The 15,861-nt window shown below is 40.4% G+C and carries 12 protein-coding genes and 1 pseudogene; 12 read left to right on the top strand and 1 reads right to left on the bottom strand.

Annotated features, from left to right (window positions below; all coding sequences use genetic code 11):
* Positions 1-11 precede the first annotated feature (11 nt).
* From CRN97_RS11825 to gltA, 5 genes are all read left to right on the top strand, one after another.
* Positions 12-845: a PRD domain-containing protein gene (locus tag CRN97_RS11825; protein ID WP_074789365.1), complete on the top strand. Its 834-nt coding sequence runs from the start codon at positions 12-14 to the stop codon at positions 843-845.
* A gap of 174 nt (positions 846-1,019) precedes the next feature.
* A complete protein-coding gene (locus CRN97_RS11820; RefSeq protein ID WP_097077018.1) occupies positions 1,020-2,159 on the top strand; it encodes a CobW family GTP-binding protein in 1,140 nt (379 codons plus the stop codon).
* A 36-nt stretch (positions 2,160-2,195) separates the two neighbouring features.
* Positions 2,196-3,152, top strand: a complete 957-nt coding sequence (locus CRN97_RS11815; protein ID WP_097077017.1) for a TIGR03943 family putative permease subunit — start codon at positions 2,196-2,198, stop codon at positions 3,150-3,152.
* A gap of 196 nt (positions 3,153-3,348) precedes the next feature.
* Positions 3,349-4,239 carry a sulfide/dihydroorotate dehydrogenase-like FAD/NAD-binding protein gene (locus tag CRN97_RS11810; protein WP_097077016.1) on the top strand — a complete coding sequence of 297 codons (891 nt, stop codon included), beginning with the start codon at positions 3,349-3,351 and terminating at the stop codon, positions 4,237-4,239.
* The gene (gene gltA / locus CRN97_RS11805) at positions 4,239-5,624 is read left to right on the top strand and encodes an NADPH-dependent glutamate synthase (RefSeq protein WP_044937705.1); all 1,386 of its coding nucleotides are present in this window, start codon (positions 4,239-4,241) and stop codon (positions 5,622-5,624) included. Before CRN97_RS11810 ends, gltA begins: the two co-directional genes overlap by 1 nt.
* Before the next feature lie 771 nt (positions 5,625-6,395).
* Here the strand turns inward: gltA and CRN97_RS14315 are convergent.
* A complete protein-coding gene (locus CRN97_RS14315) occupies positions 6,396-6,524 on the bottom strand; it encodes a hypothetical protein (RefSeq protein WP_272867642.1) in 129 nt (42 codons plus the stop codon).
* A gap of 199 nt (positions 6,525-6,723) precedes the next feature.
* Between CRN97_RS14315 and CRN97_RS11800 the strand changes: the two genes are divergently transcribed.
* From CRN97_RS11800 to CRN97_RS11770, 7 genes and pseudogenes are all read left to right on the top strand, one after another.
* Positions 6,724-7,284: a TetR/AcrR family transcriptional regulator gene (locus CRN97_RS11800; RefSeq protein WP_097077015.1), complete on the top strand. Its 561-nt coding sequence runs from the start codon at positions 6,724-6,726 to the stop codon at positions 7,282-7,284.
* A 3-nt stretch (positions 7,285-7,287) separates the two neighbouring features.
* Positions 7,288-9,747 carry a glycoside hydrolase family 2 protein gene (locus CRN97_RS11795; RefSeq protein WP_074789245.1) on the top strand — a complete coding sequence of 820 codons (2,460 nt, stop codon included), beginning with the start codon at positions 7,288-7,290 and terminating at the stop codon, positions 9,745-9,747.
* A gap of 11 nt (positions 9,748-9,758) precedes the next feature.
* Positions 9,759-11,225 carry a DUF6937 domain-containing protein gene (locus CRN97_RS11790; protein ID WP_097077014.1) on the top strand — a complete coding sequence of 489 codons (1,467 nt, stop codon included), beginning with the start codon at positions 9,759-9,761 and terminating at the stop codon, positions 11,223-11,225.
* A gap of 16 nt (positions 11,226-11,241) precedes the next feature.
* Positions 11,242-11,769 (top strand): annotated as a pseudogene (locus CRN97_RS14345) (MFS transporter); the annotation flags it as partial.
* On the top strand, positions 11,749-13,089 hold the full coding sequence (locus tag CRN97_RS11780; RefSeq protein ID WP_102048065.1) for an MFS transporter: 1,341 nt from the start codon (positions 11,749-11,751) through the stop codon (positions 13,087-13,089). The pseudogene CRN97_RS14345 and the gene CRN97_RS11780, both read left to right, overlap by 21 nt.
* 52 nt (positions 13,090-13,141) lie before the next feature.
* Complete coding sequence (locus tag CRN97_RS11775; protein WP_097077013.1) at positions 13,142-15,481, top strand: alpha-galactosidase; 2,340 nt, start codon at positions 13,142-13,144, stop codon at positions 15,479-15,481.
* A gap of 83 nt (positions 15,482-15,564) precedes the next feature.
* Positions 15,565-15,861: transposase (locus CRN97_RS11770; RefSeq protein ID WP_143483263.1), on the top strand; the 297-nt coding region annotated here is incomplete at its 3' end.

The raw sequence follows: 15,861 nt of genomic DNA, 5'->3' as shown, positions 1-15,861 counted from the left end.
TAGGAGATCAGATGTATAGAGTTGAAAAAGTTCTAAATCACAATGCGCTGATTGGCATCTTGGATAATACAACCCAAGAGTACCTTATTATGGGCAAGGGAATTGGCTTCGGCAAGCATGTTAGTGAAACGATAGAAGTATCAGAAGAACATAAAGTTTATTCCTTGAAAGAATCTACCGAACGTGGTGGAAAAAAGGAATTAGCAACTAGTATTGACCCTGTATATCTTGAAATCGCAAATGAGATTCTGGACAGAGCAGAGGCAGCATTTAAGACAATCGACAGAGACGTTATGTTGCCTTTGGCTGATCACATTGAATTTGCCGTTAAACGTAGCAAAAACAATGAGCAACTTAGAAACCCCTTAACGGACGACATTAGAGTTTTGTTCCACGCTGAATTTAAAGTGGCAGAAAACGCTAAAGGTCTTTTGAAGGAGCGTCTTGACGTAGAGCTTACCGACGACGAAATCGGCTATATAGCTTTGCATATACATTCATCTATTATGGATCAGGCAGTTTCGTCTGCTATGCAAATGGCTGAGGCTGTCCGTGAATGTGTCACCATGGTAGAGAAAGAAACGGGAAAAAAGATAGACACAACTTCATTGTCCTATAATAGGTTGTTGAATCATATAAGATACATGATTGCCCGAACTATGAATGGCGAGGTGATTAAACTTGATATGAACGATTATATCAACGCCTCTGCTGCTAATTCATTTAAGATGTCTCAGAAGATATGTAAAGAGCTAGGAGTGAGCTTGGGAAAAGAAATTCACCAGGCTGAAATCGGGTACTTAGCAATGCATATCGAAAGAGTCGCTCTTGATGAAATGAACTAGATACTTTAGGTTGCCTAGAAATAGGCAACCTTTTTTGTATCCATTTTCCAAAGAATATATAAATAATTGCACACAATTAATACAATGATAACTATAGAACTTTTCACAATTCTGTGCTATCATATTTCGTTAGTGGGTTTATAATATATTCTTTGGAAAAGAGAGGTTTTTAATATGACAAAGATTGATATAATTTCAGGATTTTTAGGTGCAGGAAAGACTACTTACATCAAGAAAATGCTTGAAGAGGCATACAAGGGTGAGAAAGTAGTTCTTATTGAAAATGAGTTTGGTGAGGTAGGTATCGATGGTGGCTTCCTTAAGGATGCTGGTATCACTATTTCAGAGATGAACTCAGGATGTATTTGCTGTTCACTGGTTGGTGACTTTGATAAGAACTTACACGAGGTTCTTGAGAAGTTCTCTCCAGACAGAATCCTTATCGAGCCATCAGGCGTAGGTAAGCTTTCAGATGTTATGACATCTGTTATCAAGCTTGAGGAGACAGCAGACGTTAAGCTTACAGGTCTTGTTACAGTTGTTAATGCACTTAAGGCTTCAAAGCAGATGAAGGCCTTTGGTGAGTTCTTCAACAACCAGATCGAGTTTGCTACAACAGTTGTACTTTCACGTTCACAGACAGCTACCGAAGATCAGCTTGAGTTCTGTGTAAAGCAGATTCAGAAGCTTAATTCAAAGGCTGCTATCATTACAACTCCATGGGATGAAATCTCAGGAGAAAAGCTTCTTTCAGTTATGGAAGGACAGGACAACCTTGCTTCAGAGATGAAGCATCTTGCAGAGGAAGCTCACGAGCATGATGAGGAAGAGCATGAGCACGAACATCATCATCACGATCACGATCACGAGGAGCACGAGCATCATCATCACGATCACGACCATGATCACGAGGAGCACGAGCATCATCATCACGACCATGACCATGATCATGAGGAGCATGAGCATCACCATCATCATGAGCATGATGAGAACTGCACATGCGGTTGCCACGATCATGATCACCATCATCACCATGCTGATGAAGTATTCGATACATGGGGAATTGAGACTCCTCACAAGTTCGAAAAGTCTACAATCGAAAAGGCTATGAAGGCATTTGCTGAAACAACAGACTACGGTACAATCATCCGTTCAAAGGGTATGGTTGAGGATGTTAACGGCGGTTGGATTTACTTCGACTTTGTTGACGGTGAATACGAGCTTAGAGCTGGCGAGCCAGACTACACAGGACGTCTTGTTGTTATCGGTGCAGATGTTGATGAGCACAAGGTTGAGGAGCTTTTTGGTCTTTAATCAGTAGTTCGTTAGATTTAGTTAATAGAGGTTAATATGGCAAAAGATATACCAGTTTATGTCTTTACTGGATTTATGGATAGTGGAAAAACTACCCTTATCCAGGAGACATTGTTTGAAAATGACTTCACTCAAGGTGGAGACGATAAAATCCTCATTTTGTCTTGTGAGGATGGAGATGTTGAATACGACATCGAAAAGCTTAAGACTATCAATGCAAAGGTTGCTACAATCGAATCAGAGGATGAGTTCAATCTTAAAAATCTTACAAAGATTTCAAAGGAATATGATCCAGATGTAGTTTTCCTTGAGTACAACGGCACATGGGGTGTGGATCACATTTATGATGAGCCACTTCCAGAAGGATGGGTACCAGCGCAGTCACTTGCTACTGTTGATGCTACTACATTTGAAAACTACCTTAACAACATGCGTACCATGATGATGGAGCAGCTTTTTAAGGCAGAAGTAGTTATCTTCAACAGATGTACTGATGCTACACCAAAGTCTAAGTTCCGTGGTCAGATCAAATCAATGAACAGACCAGCACAAATCGTTTATGAGCGTGCAGATGGATCAATTGATGATTCACCAGAGGAGCTTCCATTTGATTTAAATGCAGATGTAATCGAGATTTCAGATGCTGATTATGCTTTGTGGTTTATGGATTGTATGGATGCGCCAAAGAAATACGATGGCAAGACAATCCACTTCACTGGTTTAGTTTACAATCCAAATGATGGCAAGCTTAGAAGAGATGTATTTATTCCAGGTAGATTTGCAATGACATGTTGTGTTGAGGATATTCAGTTCCTTGGCATGAAGTGTAAGTGGGATAAGGCATCTACATTAGGCCACAGAAGCTGGATTGATATTACAGCTACAATCAAAGTAGAATTCGCAAAAGAATACAAAGGAAAAGGCCCTGTTCTCTATCCAGTATCGGTAGAGCCTACAGAAAAGCCAGAAGACGAATTGGTTTATTTTAGTTAAATAAAGTTACAGTCAATGTAACCCCACACAACATTCATAATAACGTTAATTATCTATGATGTGTGGGGTAAACTTTTGCGTAATAATAATTTTAAATATTTAAACTTTTATAAACGTAAATTTGCTTTAGCACTTTACAAAGCTAAAGAAATGATATACATTATATAGAAATGTGAAAAGGGAAGGAGTCTATTTTATGTATCAAATCTTAAAGAAGGAAATGCTTTCAGATAAGATTTACCTTATGGTAGTAAAAGCCCCTAGAGTTGCTTCAGGATGTCTACCAGGTCAGTTTATCATTGTTAAAATTGATGAAGAAGGAGAAAGAATTCCTCTTACAATATGTGATTACGATAGAAACGAAGGCACAGTTACTATTGTATTCCAGACAGTTGGTGCTTCAACTGAGCGCATGGCTTTACTTAACGAAGGAGATGCATTTGATGATTTCGTTGGTCCTTTAGGTCAGCCTTCAGAGCTTTGCATCGAGGCAAACCTTGAAGAGACAAAGAAGAAGAAAATTGTATTCATCGCAGGTGGTGTTGGAACTGCACCAGTATATCCACAGGTTAAGTGGCTCAAAGAGCACGGTGTTGATTCAACAGTTATTATCGGCGCTCGTACTAAGGATATCCTTTTCTATGAGGATGAGATGAGAGCAGTAGCTACAGAGCTTTATCTTGCTACAGATGATGGAAGCTATGGATTCCATGGTAATGGCTGCCAGCAGCTTCAGGCTCTTATTGATGCAGGAAAGAGCTTCGACCACTGTGTTGCAATCGGTCCTATGATTATGATGAAATTTGTTTGCCTCCTTACAAAGGAGCTTGGCATCCCTACAGTTGTATCTATGAACCCAATCATGGTTGATGGTACAGGTATGTGTGGTGCTTGTCGACTTGTAGTTGGTGATGAAGTTAAATTCGCTTGTGTAGACGGTCCTGAGTTTGATGGTCATTTAGTTGATTTTGATCAGGCTATGGCTCGTGCTAAGCAGTACAAGACTGAAGAAGGAAGAGCTCTTCTTAAGCTTCAGGAAGGCGACACTCATCACGGTGGATGTGGAAATTGCGGAGGTGACAAATAATGGCAGATATGATGGTTAGAGTACCTATTTCTGAGCAGGATCCTAAGGTTCGTGCTACAAACTTTGATGAAGTATGTCTTGGATATACAGAGGAAGAGGCAGTTGCTGAAGCAAGCCGTTGCTTAAACTGCAAGAATCCTAAATGCGTAGGCGGATGTCCTGTTTCTATCAATATTCCTGCATTTATCGAGCAGGTTAAGAATCGTAACTTTGAGAGAGCATACGAAATTATTTCTGAGTCTTCAGCACTTCCTGCAGTATGTGGTCGTGTATGTCCTCAGGAATCACAGTGCGAAGGTCAGTGTGTTCGCGGAATCAAGGGCGAAGCTGTAGCAATCGGTAAGCTTGAGCGTTTCGTTGCTGACTGGGCTAGAGAAAACGGCATCAAGCCAAAGAACACATCTACTCCAAATGGTCACAAGGTTGCAGTTATTGGTTCAGGCCCTTCAGGTCTTACAGCAGCTGGCGATCTTGCAAAGGCTGGATATGATGTTACTGTATTTGAAGCACTTCACGAAATGGGTGGTGTATTAGTATACGGTATTCCTGAGTTCCGTCTTCCAAAGGACAAGGTTGTTAAGGCTGAGGTTGAGAACGTAAAGGCTCTCGGCGTTAAATTCGAAAAGAACGTAATCATTGGTCGTTCTATTACAATTGATGAGCTTATTGAACAGGAAGGCTTTGAAGCTGTATTTATCGGCTCTGGAGCAGGTCTTCCAATGTTTATGCATATTCCTGGCGAGCAAGCAAACGGAGTATTCTCTGCAAACGAATTCCTTACAAGAAACAATCTTATGAAGGCATTCAAGGAAGGCTATGACACTCCAATCGCTCGCGGAAAGAAAGTAGTAGTTGTTGGTGGTGGTAACGTAGCAATGGACGCAGCTCGTACAGCACTTCGTCTTGGAGCTGAGGTACACGTTGTATACCGTCGTAGCGAAGCAGAGCTTCCAGCAAGAGCAGAAGAAGTACATCACGCAAAGGAAGAAGGCGTAATCTTCGATCTTCTTCAGAATCCAGTAGAAATCCTTGTTAACGAGGAAGGCGCAGTTCGTGGATGCAAGATTATCAAGATGGAACTTGGTGAGCCAGACGCTTCAGGTCGTCGTAGACCAGTAGAAATCCCTGGCAGTGAGTACGAAATCGAATGTGACACAGTTATCATGTCACTTGGTACATCACCAAACCCACTTATCTCTAGCACAACAGCTGGACTTGATACAAATAAGAAAGGCTGCTTAATTGCAACAGAAGATGGCGCAACCACAAAGACTGGCGTTTACGCCGGTGGTGATGCCGTAACTGGTGCCGCAACCGTAATCCTTGCCATGGGAGCCGGCAAAACAGCCGCAGCTGCCATCGACAAGTACTTCCAGTCAAAATAAACTCAAATTCCCATGCCCCTGGTAACCCCAGGGGCATTTTTGCACCCCGCCATAGTATATTTACCGCCAGCCCCGGCCCTGCCCATCAATTGGCCCTGCCACCCAGCCCCCTGCACGATTTTGCGAAGATTATAGATTTTCTTAGTGGGCAAAGGGAGCTTTTAGCAGGTGTCCTTTCACTGGTTTTGCAATGCGAAGCCAATGTATGTAGAGGGCAGACATGTATAAACACATTATTATCTCCACACAAATTTAGGATAATTGAGCTCATACTCCGTTTGCCAAGAAAATTTAGAAAGGGGATTTTGGATGTTTATGCGCCGCCCTTTAACTCAGTCCATTTCGTTGTCGGGCTCTCGGCGCCGTCCATGGCGCCTCGCGCATAATCATCTCAAAATACCCCTTTCTAATTTTCTAGGCTCACTTCAAATGTCGCTGCAATTATTCCTAAATTTGATGTGGAGATATAACTTGAGAAGATAGCATGTCTGCCCTCAGCATACATCGGCGTTAGCAGTGCAAAGAATTGAAAGAACACCTGCATATAAGGAAAGCGACACTGCCCACTTAGAAAATCATAATCTGAATGCAATGTGCAGGGGGCCGGGTGGCAGGGCCGAATAGATGGGCAGGGCTGGGGCTGGCGTAGTTTTTTGGTGGCGGGGTGCAAAATGCCCGGAAGATGAGAGAGGGGCATGGGAATTTTGGGGAGACAATAAGAAAGGGACTCCCGATTGGGAGTCCCTGTTATTTTTGTAGTGAAAACAGTTCTTAGTCGAACTGTCCAAAGGCGTACTTGAAAAATGAAACTGGTTCAACGCCTTCCTTCTTCTTTCTTGCGCAGTATTTTTCGTAATCAGCATACACGCTGTACATTTGGAATGATACTTCTTCGAACATTCTAATTTCCTCCTAAAATCTCTCTTTATCTTTGTTACAGCAGATATATTAAACCCATATTTGTCATTTGTCAACAAAAACAATTTGAAGATATTGTGAAAATTGTATAAACGGAATTGTATTGAGATAGTTTCCAGACTTTAGTATAATTTAGCTATAGGAAACTGAATATATAAATTATAGTTTTTGGGAGTTTATTATGAACGAACGAATATTAGAGGGAGCCTTAAAGGTTTTCAGAGAAAAAGGTCCGAAATTTACAATGGATGATATTGCTTCAGAAATGAAAATGAGCAAGAAAACCATTTATACGATTTTCACAGATAAGAATGAGCTTATGTGTGAGATGATGAATTTTGCTTTTGACCTTATTAAAGAATCAGAGGATAAGATTTATTACGACAATAGTCTTACTAGAATAGAGAAGATTCGTAGCATCTTGTCTGTTTTGCCTGAGTCGTATTATGGCTTCGAGTATACAGCGATGCATCAGTTGGCTACAAAGTATCCAAAGGCGTACGAGATTATGCAGGAGAGATTGGACAGCGGCTGGGACAAGACACTTGATCTTTTGAGGGGTGGCATTGCTGAAGGTGAAATCAGAGAGATTGACCTTAATATTTTTAAGCTTATGTATGAAGCCTGTGTAGAGCAGCTTTTAATGGGGGATTTCCTTCAGGAAAGTTCAAAAGATTATCCTACAGCTTTGGCGGAAGTTGTGGATGTAATGGTAGACGGTATAATTGTAAAGGGAAAATAATAAATGGCACAAAGAGTTTATTTAGATAGAAAGTGGAGATTTAATGAAAAATTTGATGAGGAAATGATAAGCCAGCCTATGAAGGAAAGCACGCTTATCAATATTCCTCATACTGTTAAAGAGACACCTTTTTCATATTTTGATGAAGGTATCTATCAAATGGTTTCAGCTTACCAAAAGAGCATTTTTGCTCCTGCTCAGTGGGCTGACAAACTTCTTATTCTTACATTTGAAGCAGTTGGACATTGCTGTGATGTCTATATCAATGGCCGTCATATGAAGCATCATGAGTGCGGCTATACAGCATTTTCAATTGATGTATCAGATGTTCTTAATTTTGGCGAAGAGAACCTTATCACAGTAAAGGTTGATTCCAGAGAAAGTCTTAACCAGCCTCCATTTGGTTATGTAGTTGATTATATGACTTATGGCGGCATCTATAGAGATGTTTATTTCGAAGTCAAAGAACAAACCCATTTTAAGAGCCTGTTTGTTCAACCTTCATTGTTAGAGAGAGTTTCTACAAGCAAGAGAACTCCAAAGCAAATCAAAATGATGAAGGTCCAGGGTATTCTTAAAACTGAATGTATCCTTTCTGAAAACATTTATGAGCTTGCTGTTGATGAGCATGTTTTTATTAAGCAGTATTTAGACGAGGATTTGTTGATATCTCAGCCAGTTGGTGGTCTTGAAAAGGTGGAGGATGGATATCTACTGAATCTTACAACAGCACCTACCACTGTTAAGCTTTGGGATGTTGAAAGCCCACATCTATATCAGATCAAAACACAGCTTGTTATTGATGACAATGTTGTAGATGAGCATGTTGAAACTATCGGTTTCAGAAGCTCAGAATTTAGAAAGAATGGCTATTACTTAAACGGCAGAAAGCTAAAGCTTAGAGGATTAAACAGACATCAGTCATATCCTTATGTTGGATATGCAATGCCAGAGTCTATGCAGCGTTTGGATGCCAAGATTCTAAAAGAAGAATTGGCACTTAATGCTGTTCGTACTTCACATTATCCTCAGTCGCATTATTTCATTGATGAATGTGACAAATTAGGATTGCTTGTATTTACAGAGATTCCTGGATGGCAGCACATTGGTGATGCTGATTGGAAAAACATCGCTGTAGAAAATACAAAGGATATGGTTATCCAGTATCGCCATCATCCTTCAATCATCCTTTGGGGAGTACGTATAAACGAATCTCAGGATGACGATGAGTTTTACACTAGAACAAACGAGGTAGCTCACAAATATGACCCTACACGCCCTACAGGCGGCGTTAGAGCCCATGCAAAGAGCTCGTTGCTAGAAGATGTCTACACATACAATGATTTCGTTCATTCAGGCTCTAACAAGGGCTGCTCGAAGAAATCAGATATCACATCCAACGATGAAAAGCCTTATTTGGTTAGTGAGTACAATGGTCATATGTACCCAACAAAGACTTTCGATGCTGAGGAACACAGACAGGAGCATGCAATGAGACATGCAAATGTTCTTGATGCTATTGCTGGAGAGCCTGATATTGCAGGTTCATTTGGATGGTGCATGTTTGACTACAACACACATAAGGACTTCGGTTCTGGTGATAGAATCTGTTATCACGGTGTAATGGATATGTTTAGAAATCCAAAGCTTGCAGCTTCAGTGTATTCTGCTTTTTCAGAGATGGACACTGTTCTTGATATCACTACAAGCTTTGATATCGGCGAGCATCCAGCCTGCAACAGAGGAAAGTCATACATCATTACAAATGCAGATTCTGTAAAGATGTACAAGAATGATGTGCTTATTAAAGAATACTTCCCATCAGATAGCAAATACGAAAACCTTAAGCATGGTCCAATTCTCATTGATGACTTTGTTGGTGATGCAGTAGAGCAGGATGGAGAATTCACAAAGGGTCAGGCAAAGCTTATTAAAAAGGCTTTAAATGATGTTACACTTGGGGGATTCAAGATTACACCATCACTTGCTTGGACAGCATTTAGACTAGTTGTTTTTCATCATGTAAGCCCAAGCAAAGCGGTTCCAATTTACAACAAGTTTATTGGTGACTGGGGTGGAGAATCTAGAGAATACAAATTCGAAGCTATCAAGGATGGTCAGGTAGTTAAGACTGTTAAAAAGGCAGCTGTAACAAAGGCACATATCAATGCCAAAATCAGCCATACACTTTTAACAGAGCTTCACACATATGATGTGGCCCAGGTTCGCATCACAATAGCTGATCAAAATGACAATCAGCTATATTTCTTTGGTCAGCCGGTTTCTTTTGAGGTTGAGGGGCCTTTTGAGATTATCGGACCAAAGGTGGTATCACCAATGGGTGGTTCCACAGGAGTATATATCAAATCTATAGGTGAAGATGGAGACGGAAAGCTTACAATTTCATGTGATGGATTGGAGCCAGTTGAAATCGGTATATCTGCAGAATGTTTAATTAATTAAGGGGTAAAAAGATGCAAGACAAAAGTAAAGTAATTTTTGGAAACGTAATCTCAGACAAGGATTACAAAAAAGCATGCAAAACAAAAGAAAAGAACATCAAGAAATATGGTGATGATTCAAACGTGGATTACAATATCGTAATTGCGAAGAATGATCACATTGGAGATTCTCTTGGTGTATATGACGTTCTCTTAAAGGACGGCGAATCACAGGAAGCATTTGATACTGATAAGGGTGTTATCGTTGGTAATATCCGTATGGGATTTGGTCATTATCGTATTTCCATGGCTATGGCATCAGCTGCAAAGTCTATGGGCTACACACCATATTGGATGGATTTAAATGGCTATCCACAGACTACCTGCACAAAGGTTATCAGCGCTCAGAATGATTTGTATTCACTTGGTTCAAGACTTTCAAAGAACAAGCTTTTCAACAAGTTTATTTGGGAGCCAGCAAACTATGAGTGGTTTAGAAAGCTTTCTTACAACTCTTCAGACCAGAAGAATGCTGAGCTTATGGCTACAGTTTACAAGAATGTTCCAAAGGAGATTCCTGTTATCGGAACACATGCATGGCCAGCTCAGGCTGCAGTTCATGCAGGCATGAAGTATGTTGTAAATGCTATTCCAGACAACTGGCCAATGGCTCTTCATTTTGCTGAGGGTGCAGTTCATGCTATTCAGTGCAAGAATGCATATATGGGATATAGAATCTGTAACGGTATGGCAGGAGATGCAGTTTGCAAGCCAATGCCAAATGATTCTTTAGTATACACAGGTCACTACATTGACCACGAGCTTGTTTCAAACATTGAAACAGATTGTCAGGCACGTCTTGATAGAAAGAAGAATGGCAAACCTATGCGTTTTCTTCTTACAATCGGTGGCGCAGGAGCACAGAAAGAAATCTTTGCTGCAATCATCAAGTATTTATTGCCAGAGATTAAATCACATCGTGCAGCTTTATATGTAAATGTTGGCGATTACAAGAATGTTTGGGATGATTTGATGGCAGAAATCCCACAGATGAAGGATGTAGTTACAGAGCACTTCAATGAGTTTGATGCTACAACAAAGTTCGCTGAGGAAGCTTTGACAGGCGATGTTGAGGGCATCCACGGATTCTATCACGAAAACATTTTTGAAGCAGTTTACTGCACAAACTTACTTATGCGTAGCTGCGATGTGCTTGTTACAAAGCCATCAGAGCTTGCATTCTATCCAGTACCTAAGCTTTTCATTAAGCGAGTTGGAAAGCACGAGATGTGGGGCGCTATTCACTCAGCAGAAATGGGTGATGGAACACTTGAGTGTAGAGACATTCCTCATACACTTCAGATGATAGATTTATTTATGCAGGACGACAGACTTCTTACAGATATGTGTGAGAGCATCAAAGTTAACAAGACTATTGGGGTTTATGATGGTGCTTATAAGGTCGTTGAGCTTGCCATGGGGCTTAAGAATAAGAACTAATTAGGAGGAGAGTATAATGGCAGAAAAAAGAAGTTTATCGGGAGTTGAAAAATTTGCCTATGGTATAGGAGCTGTTGGAAAGGACATGGTTTACATGCTTTCAGCTTCATACGTACTTTACTATTTCCAGGACATCATGGGAGTCAATGCAATTGCGATGGGTATAATCCTTTTAGTTGCCCGTGTATTTGATGCATTCAATGATCCAATCATGGGAGTAATTGTTGCAAAGACAAAGACTCGTTGGGGAAAGTTCCGTCCTTGGCTTTTAATTGGAACTATTACAAACACAGTTCTTTTGATTTTAATGTTTTCGGCACCACCAGCAGCTACTGCTAAGGGACTTGTTGCTTACGCAGCTGTTACATACATCATGTGGGGCGTTACATACACTATGATGGATATCCCTTACTGGTCAATGGTTCCAGCTTTCACAGATAGCGGTAAAGAGCGTGAAGGTTTATCAGCACTTGCTCGTTCATGTGCTGGCGTTGGTTCTGCTCTTGTTACTATCATTACAGTTATGGCTGTTGCAGCTCTTGGTTCAAAAGCAGCAGCAAACAGCACAGATAATATTTTAAAGACATTTGATTCTAGCAATACTAACTTCAGTGTGTATGTTGTTGAGCGTGATGCAGACGGAAATCCTACATCAAACACAAGCACACTTTTGGGTAACGATGTTGTTCTTAATGTTACAGGTATCCAGAAGGTATTTGACGGTGTTGTAGATGAAGAAAACGGCTACAACGGCGTTGTATCTCTTAATGGAGACAACACAAACTATAGCTTTACATATGGTGATACTACTTATGTAGAGGGAGATGATTGTGATATTAACGTAGCTATGGATAGCGTTGACTCAGGTGCTGTTGCAGTTGCAATTTACGTTCCTAGTGATGCATTCAACCAGCTTATGAATGGTGAAGTTGATCTTAGCAAAATGACAATTGATATGACTTCTACAATGGAAGTTGAGCGTCTTGGTTTCAAGTACTTCTCAATCATCATCGGAGCATTATTTATTCTCTTTATTGGCATCACATGTGCATGCATAAAGGAAAAGTCTACAGTAGATATGCAGACAGCATCAATTGGTCAGATGTTTAAGGCTCTTATCCAGAATGATCAGGCTATGACAATTGTTATAACAATCGTTCTTGTAAATACTGCACTTTACATTACATCAAACCTTTTGATTTACTTCTTCAAATATGATTTAGCAGGAAGCAATTGGCAGGGAAATTACACATTATTCAACACATTTGCAGGTGGTATGCAGATTCTTGCAATGATGATTTTGTTCCCTCTTCTTAGAAAAGCCTTTACAACACTTCGTATTTTCTATATCTGCGTAGCAGCGGAAATAGTAGGATATATTGTGCTTCTTGTAATGGCACTTAGCGGAGTTACAAACGTATTTATTTTCTTCTTACCAGGCTTCCTTATCATGTCTGGTGCAGGAATTCTTAACGTTGTAGTCACAGTATTCCTTGCAAATACAGTAGATTACGGTGAGCTTAAGAACTATCGTAGAGACGAATCAGTTATCTTCTCTATGCAGACATTCGTAGTTAAGCTTGCATCTGGTATTGCAGCTCTTGTTGCATCGGTTTGCCTTGCTATTTTCAATATCCAGAAGGATAGTGCAGCAACACTTGATGTGGCTGGTCTTCAGGCAAAGGTTGCAAACAGTGGACTTCTTGAGTCTATTGATGCAAATTCAGTAATCGGACTTAGAATGATTATGACAGTCGGACCAACAATCGTTCTTGTTATTGCATTCTTGTTCTTTAGAGCAAAATACATTTTGACTGATGAAAAGCTTGCTGAGATTTCAGACGAATTAAAAGCTCGTAAATAAAATATATGTTAAGATTAATCTTGTAATTTTTACAGGAGTTGGAGGTTTTTAGATGATTAAAGCTGATGGAAAGGTATTTTTCTTAAATACCAAGTCAACAACATACGCATTTCGCGTAATGGAAACAGGTCAGCTGGAACATATGTATTACGGAAGGCTCATCAATTGCGATGAGCCATCTGTGCTTAAAGAAAAGCGTGCATTTGCTCCAGGCAATACTATTACATACGATGATGCACACCAGGATTTAACATTAGAGGATGTTAGACTTGAGCTTTCTGCAATTGGTAAGGGTGATTTAAGAGAGCCTATGCTTGAGGTTGTATGTGCTGACGGAAGCACATCATTGGACTTCGTTTATGATTCATATGAGGTGATTCAGGGTAAGCCTGAGTTCAAGACTTTGCCAAGTTCATACGACGAATCAGGCAAGGTAGAAACTCTCAACGTAACCATGAAGGATAAGAATCACGGATTCACTTTGATTCTTTCATATTCAGTGTTTGAAGAGTGCGATGTGATTACTCGCTCTGCCAAGTTTATAAATACTTCAGATGAAAGCGTTCGCCTTACACGTATGCTTTCTATGCTTATGGATTACGATCATCCAGGTATGAAAATCACATCATTCCACGGTGGCTGGACACGTGAGATGAACAAGAGTGATATTGTTCTTCCAGCAGGTAAGTTTGTTAATGCATCATTTACAGGCACTAGCTCAAACAGATGCAATCCTTTATTTATGATTTCTGAGCCAGATTCCTGGGAGGAGTCTGGAGATGTTTGGGGATTTAACTTACTTTACTCTGGTAATCATTACTCAGCTACAGAGGTTTCTTCATTTAAGAAGACAAGAGTTGTATATGGAATCAATCCTCAGAACTTTGCGTGGGATTTAGCAGCAGGAGAGGAATTTGAAGCACCGGAAGCAGTTCTTACATATTCGGCAGCTGGTTTCAGACAGATGAGCCTTAATATGCATGATTTCGTTCGTGAGCATATTACACGTGGCCCATGGAAAAAGAAAGAACGCCCAGTTCTTATCAACAGCTGGGAGGCTTCCTACTTTGATTTCACTGAAAGCTCACTTCTTAAGCTTGCAAAGACAGCTAAAAATGCCGGCGCAGAATTGTTCGTTATGGATGATGGCTGGTTCGGCGATAGAAACGACGATCACAGAGCTCTTGGTGATTGGGATATTGTTAATAAAAAGAAGCTTCCAGGTGGCTTGGAAGGTCTTTCAAAGAAGGTAAACGACCTTGGTCTTATGTTTGGTCTTTGGGTTGAGCCAGAGATGATTAACGTTGATAGTGAGCTTTACAGAAAGCATCCAGATTGGGCTATCGATATTCCAAACATGGATCATTCAGAGGGACGATTCCAGCGATTGCTGGACCTTTGCAACCCAGAGGTTGTAGATTACATGATTGACAGAATGAGCGAGGTATTCTCTACACCTGGTCTTTCATATATCAAGTGGGATATGAATAGAAACTTCTCAGATTACTATTCGAAGTATCTCCCAGCTGATAAGCAGCTTGAGGTTAGCCATAGATATGTTCTTGGCTTCTACAGACTGTTAAAGACATTGGCTGAGCGCTTCCCAGAGATTCTGATGGAAGGCTGCGCTTCAGGTGGAAACAGATTTGACCTTGGTGTGCTTTGCTACTATCCACAGATTTGGGCAAGTGATAATACAGATGCTGTCAGCAGACTTGCAATTCAGGATGGATACTCATATGGATATCCACAGTCTACATACACAGCACATGTTTCTGCATGTCCAAACCATCAGACACTTCGTGTTACACCATTTGAATCACGCTTTGCCGTAGCAAGCTTTGGTGTACTTGGATATGAGCTCAATCTTAACGATATGAAGTCAGAAGATATTGCAGCTGTTAAGGCGCAAATCGAGCTTTACAAGCAGTATCGTAAGACATTGCAGTTTGGCGATTTCTATCGTCACAGAGCGGACAATATTTATCAGTGGAGCATCGTTGATAAGGACAAATCTACATCTGTTTCAATGCTTATGCAGCGAGAAATCGTAGCAGGAGACCAGTACTTGAAGCTTGAGATGGCTGGCCTTGATCCACAGACAAAGTACCACTTCTTTGGACGCAAGCTTGAATATAACGTAAAGGGATTTGGTGATTTGGTAAATACAGTTTCTCCAATCCATATTAAGCAGGATTCACTTGTACATAATCTTGTTGCGAAGTTTGTAAAGATGCCTGGTGAAATAGAAGATTACGTGGCTTATGGAAACACACTTAATTCTAACGGAGTTAAGCTTGTACAAAGCTTCGTAGGCACCGGCTTCAATGAAGAAGTTCGCTACTTCCCAGACTTCGGAGCTCGCCTATATTTCGTAGAGAAAGCTGAATAGCATAAATACAAAAAAAGAACCAGTTAGTTGATATGTACCCTCTTTACTGGACAATAAAAAGTTCAGTAAGGAGGGTTATTTTTATGCGCTATAGTTATGAATTTAAAAGGAAGTGTATTGAAATGTATAGAAACGGGACTATGCCAGATGTTCCTGATGGAATATCTAAAAGTCAGTTTCAACATGAAATTCGTAAATGGGTAAGGATTGAAGAGGCTCAAGGGCCTGAAGCATTACAACATAAAAACTCAAATAAGGTTTGGACTCCTGAAGATAAGTTAGCTCTTATTTCTAAAGTATATGCTGGGGAATCAATCACATCGGTAGCGTTTAATGCAGGAATTAACGATGGTTTGCTTTATCAATGGGTTCGCAAATAT

This window comes from Pseudobutyrivibrio ruminis DSM 9787, assembly GCF_900218035.1.
Taxonomy (GTDB): domain Bacteria; phylum Bacillota; class Clostridia; order Lachnospirales; family Lachnospiraceae; genus Pseudobutyrivibrio; species Pseudobutyrivibrio ruminis.
This window is presented reverse-complemented; position numbering and strand designations above follow the sequence as displayed.

Bases quoted from the DNA above. Each gene is read 5' to 3' on its own strand.
- CRN97_RS11825 (WP_074789365.1), top strand. From the start codon at position 12: ATGTATAGAGTTGAAAAAGTTCTAAATCACAATGCGCTGATTGGCATC.
- CRN97_RS11820 (WP_097077018.1), top strand. From the start codon at position 1,020: ATGACAAAGATTGATATAATTTCAGGATTTTTAGGTGCAGGAAAGACT.
- CRN97_RS11815 (WP_097077017.1), top strand. From the start codon at position 2,196: ATGGCAAAAGATATACCAGTTTATGTCTTTACTGGATTTATGGATAGT.
- CRN97_RS11810 (WP_097077016.1), top strand. From the start codon at position 3,349: ATGTATCAAATCTTAAAGAAGGAAATGCTTTCAGATAAGATTTACCTT.
- gltA (WP_044937705.1), top strand. From the start codon at position 4,239: ATGGCAGATATGATGGTTAGAGTACCTATTTCTGAGCAGGATCCTAAG.
- CRN97_RS14315 (WP_272867642.1), bottom strand. From the start codon at position 6,524: ATGTTCGAAGAAGTATCATTCCAAATGTACAGCGTGTATGCTGATTAC.
- CRN97_RS11800 (WP_097077015.1), top strand. From the start codon at position 6,724: ATGAACGAACGAATATTAGAGGGAGCCTTAAAGGTTTTCAGAGAAAAA.
- CRN97_RS11795 (WP_074789245.1), top strand. From the start codon at position 7,288: ATGGCACAAAGAGTTTATTTAGATAGAAAGTGGAGATTTAATGAAAAA.
- CRN97_RS11790 (WP_097077014.1), top strand. From the start codon at position 9,759: ATGCAAGACAAAAGTAAAGTAATTTTTGGAAACGTAATCTCAGACAAG.
- CRN97_RS11780 (WP_102048065.1), top strand. From the start codon at position 11,749: ATGGCTGTTGCAGCTCTTGGTTCAAAAGCAGCAGCAAACAGCACAGAT.
- CRN97_RS11775 (WP_097077013.1), top strand. From the start codon at position 13,142: ATGATTAAAGCTGATGGAAAGGTATTTTTCTTAAATACCAAGTCAACA.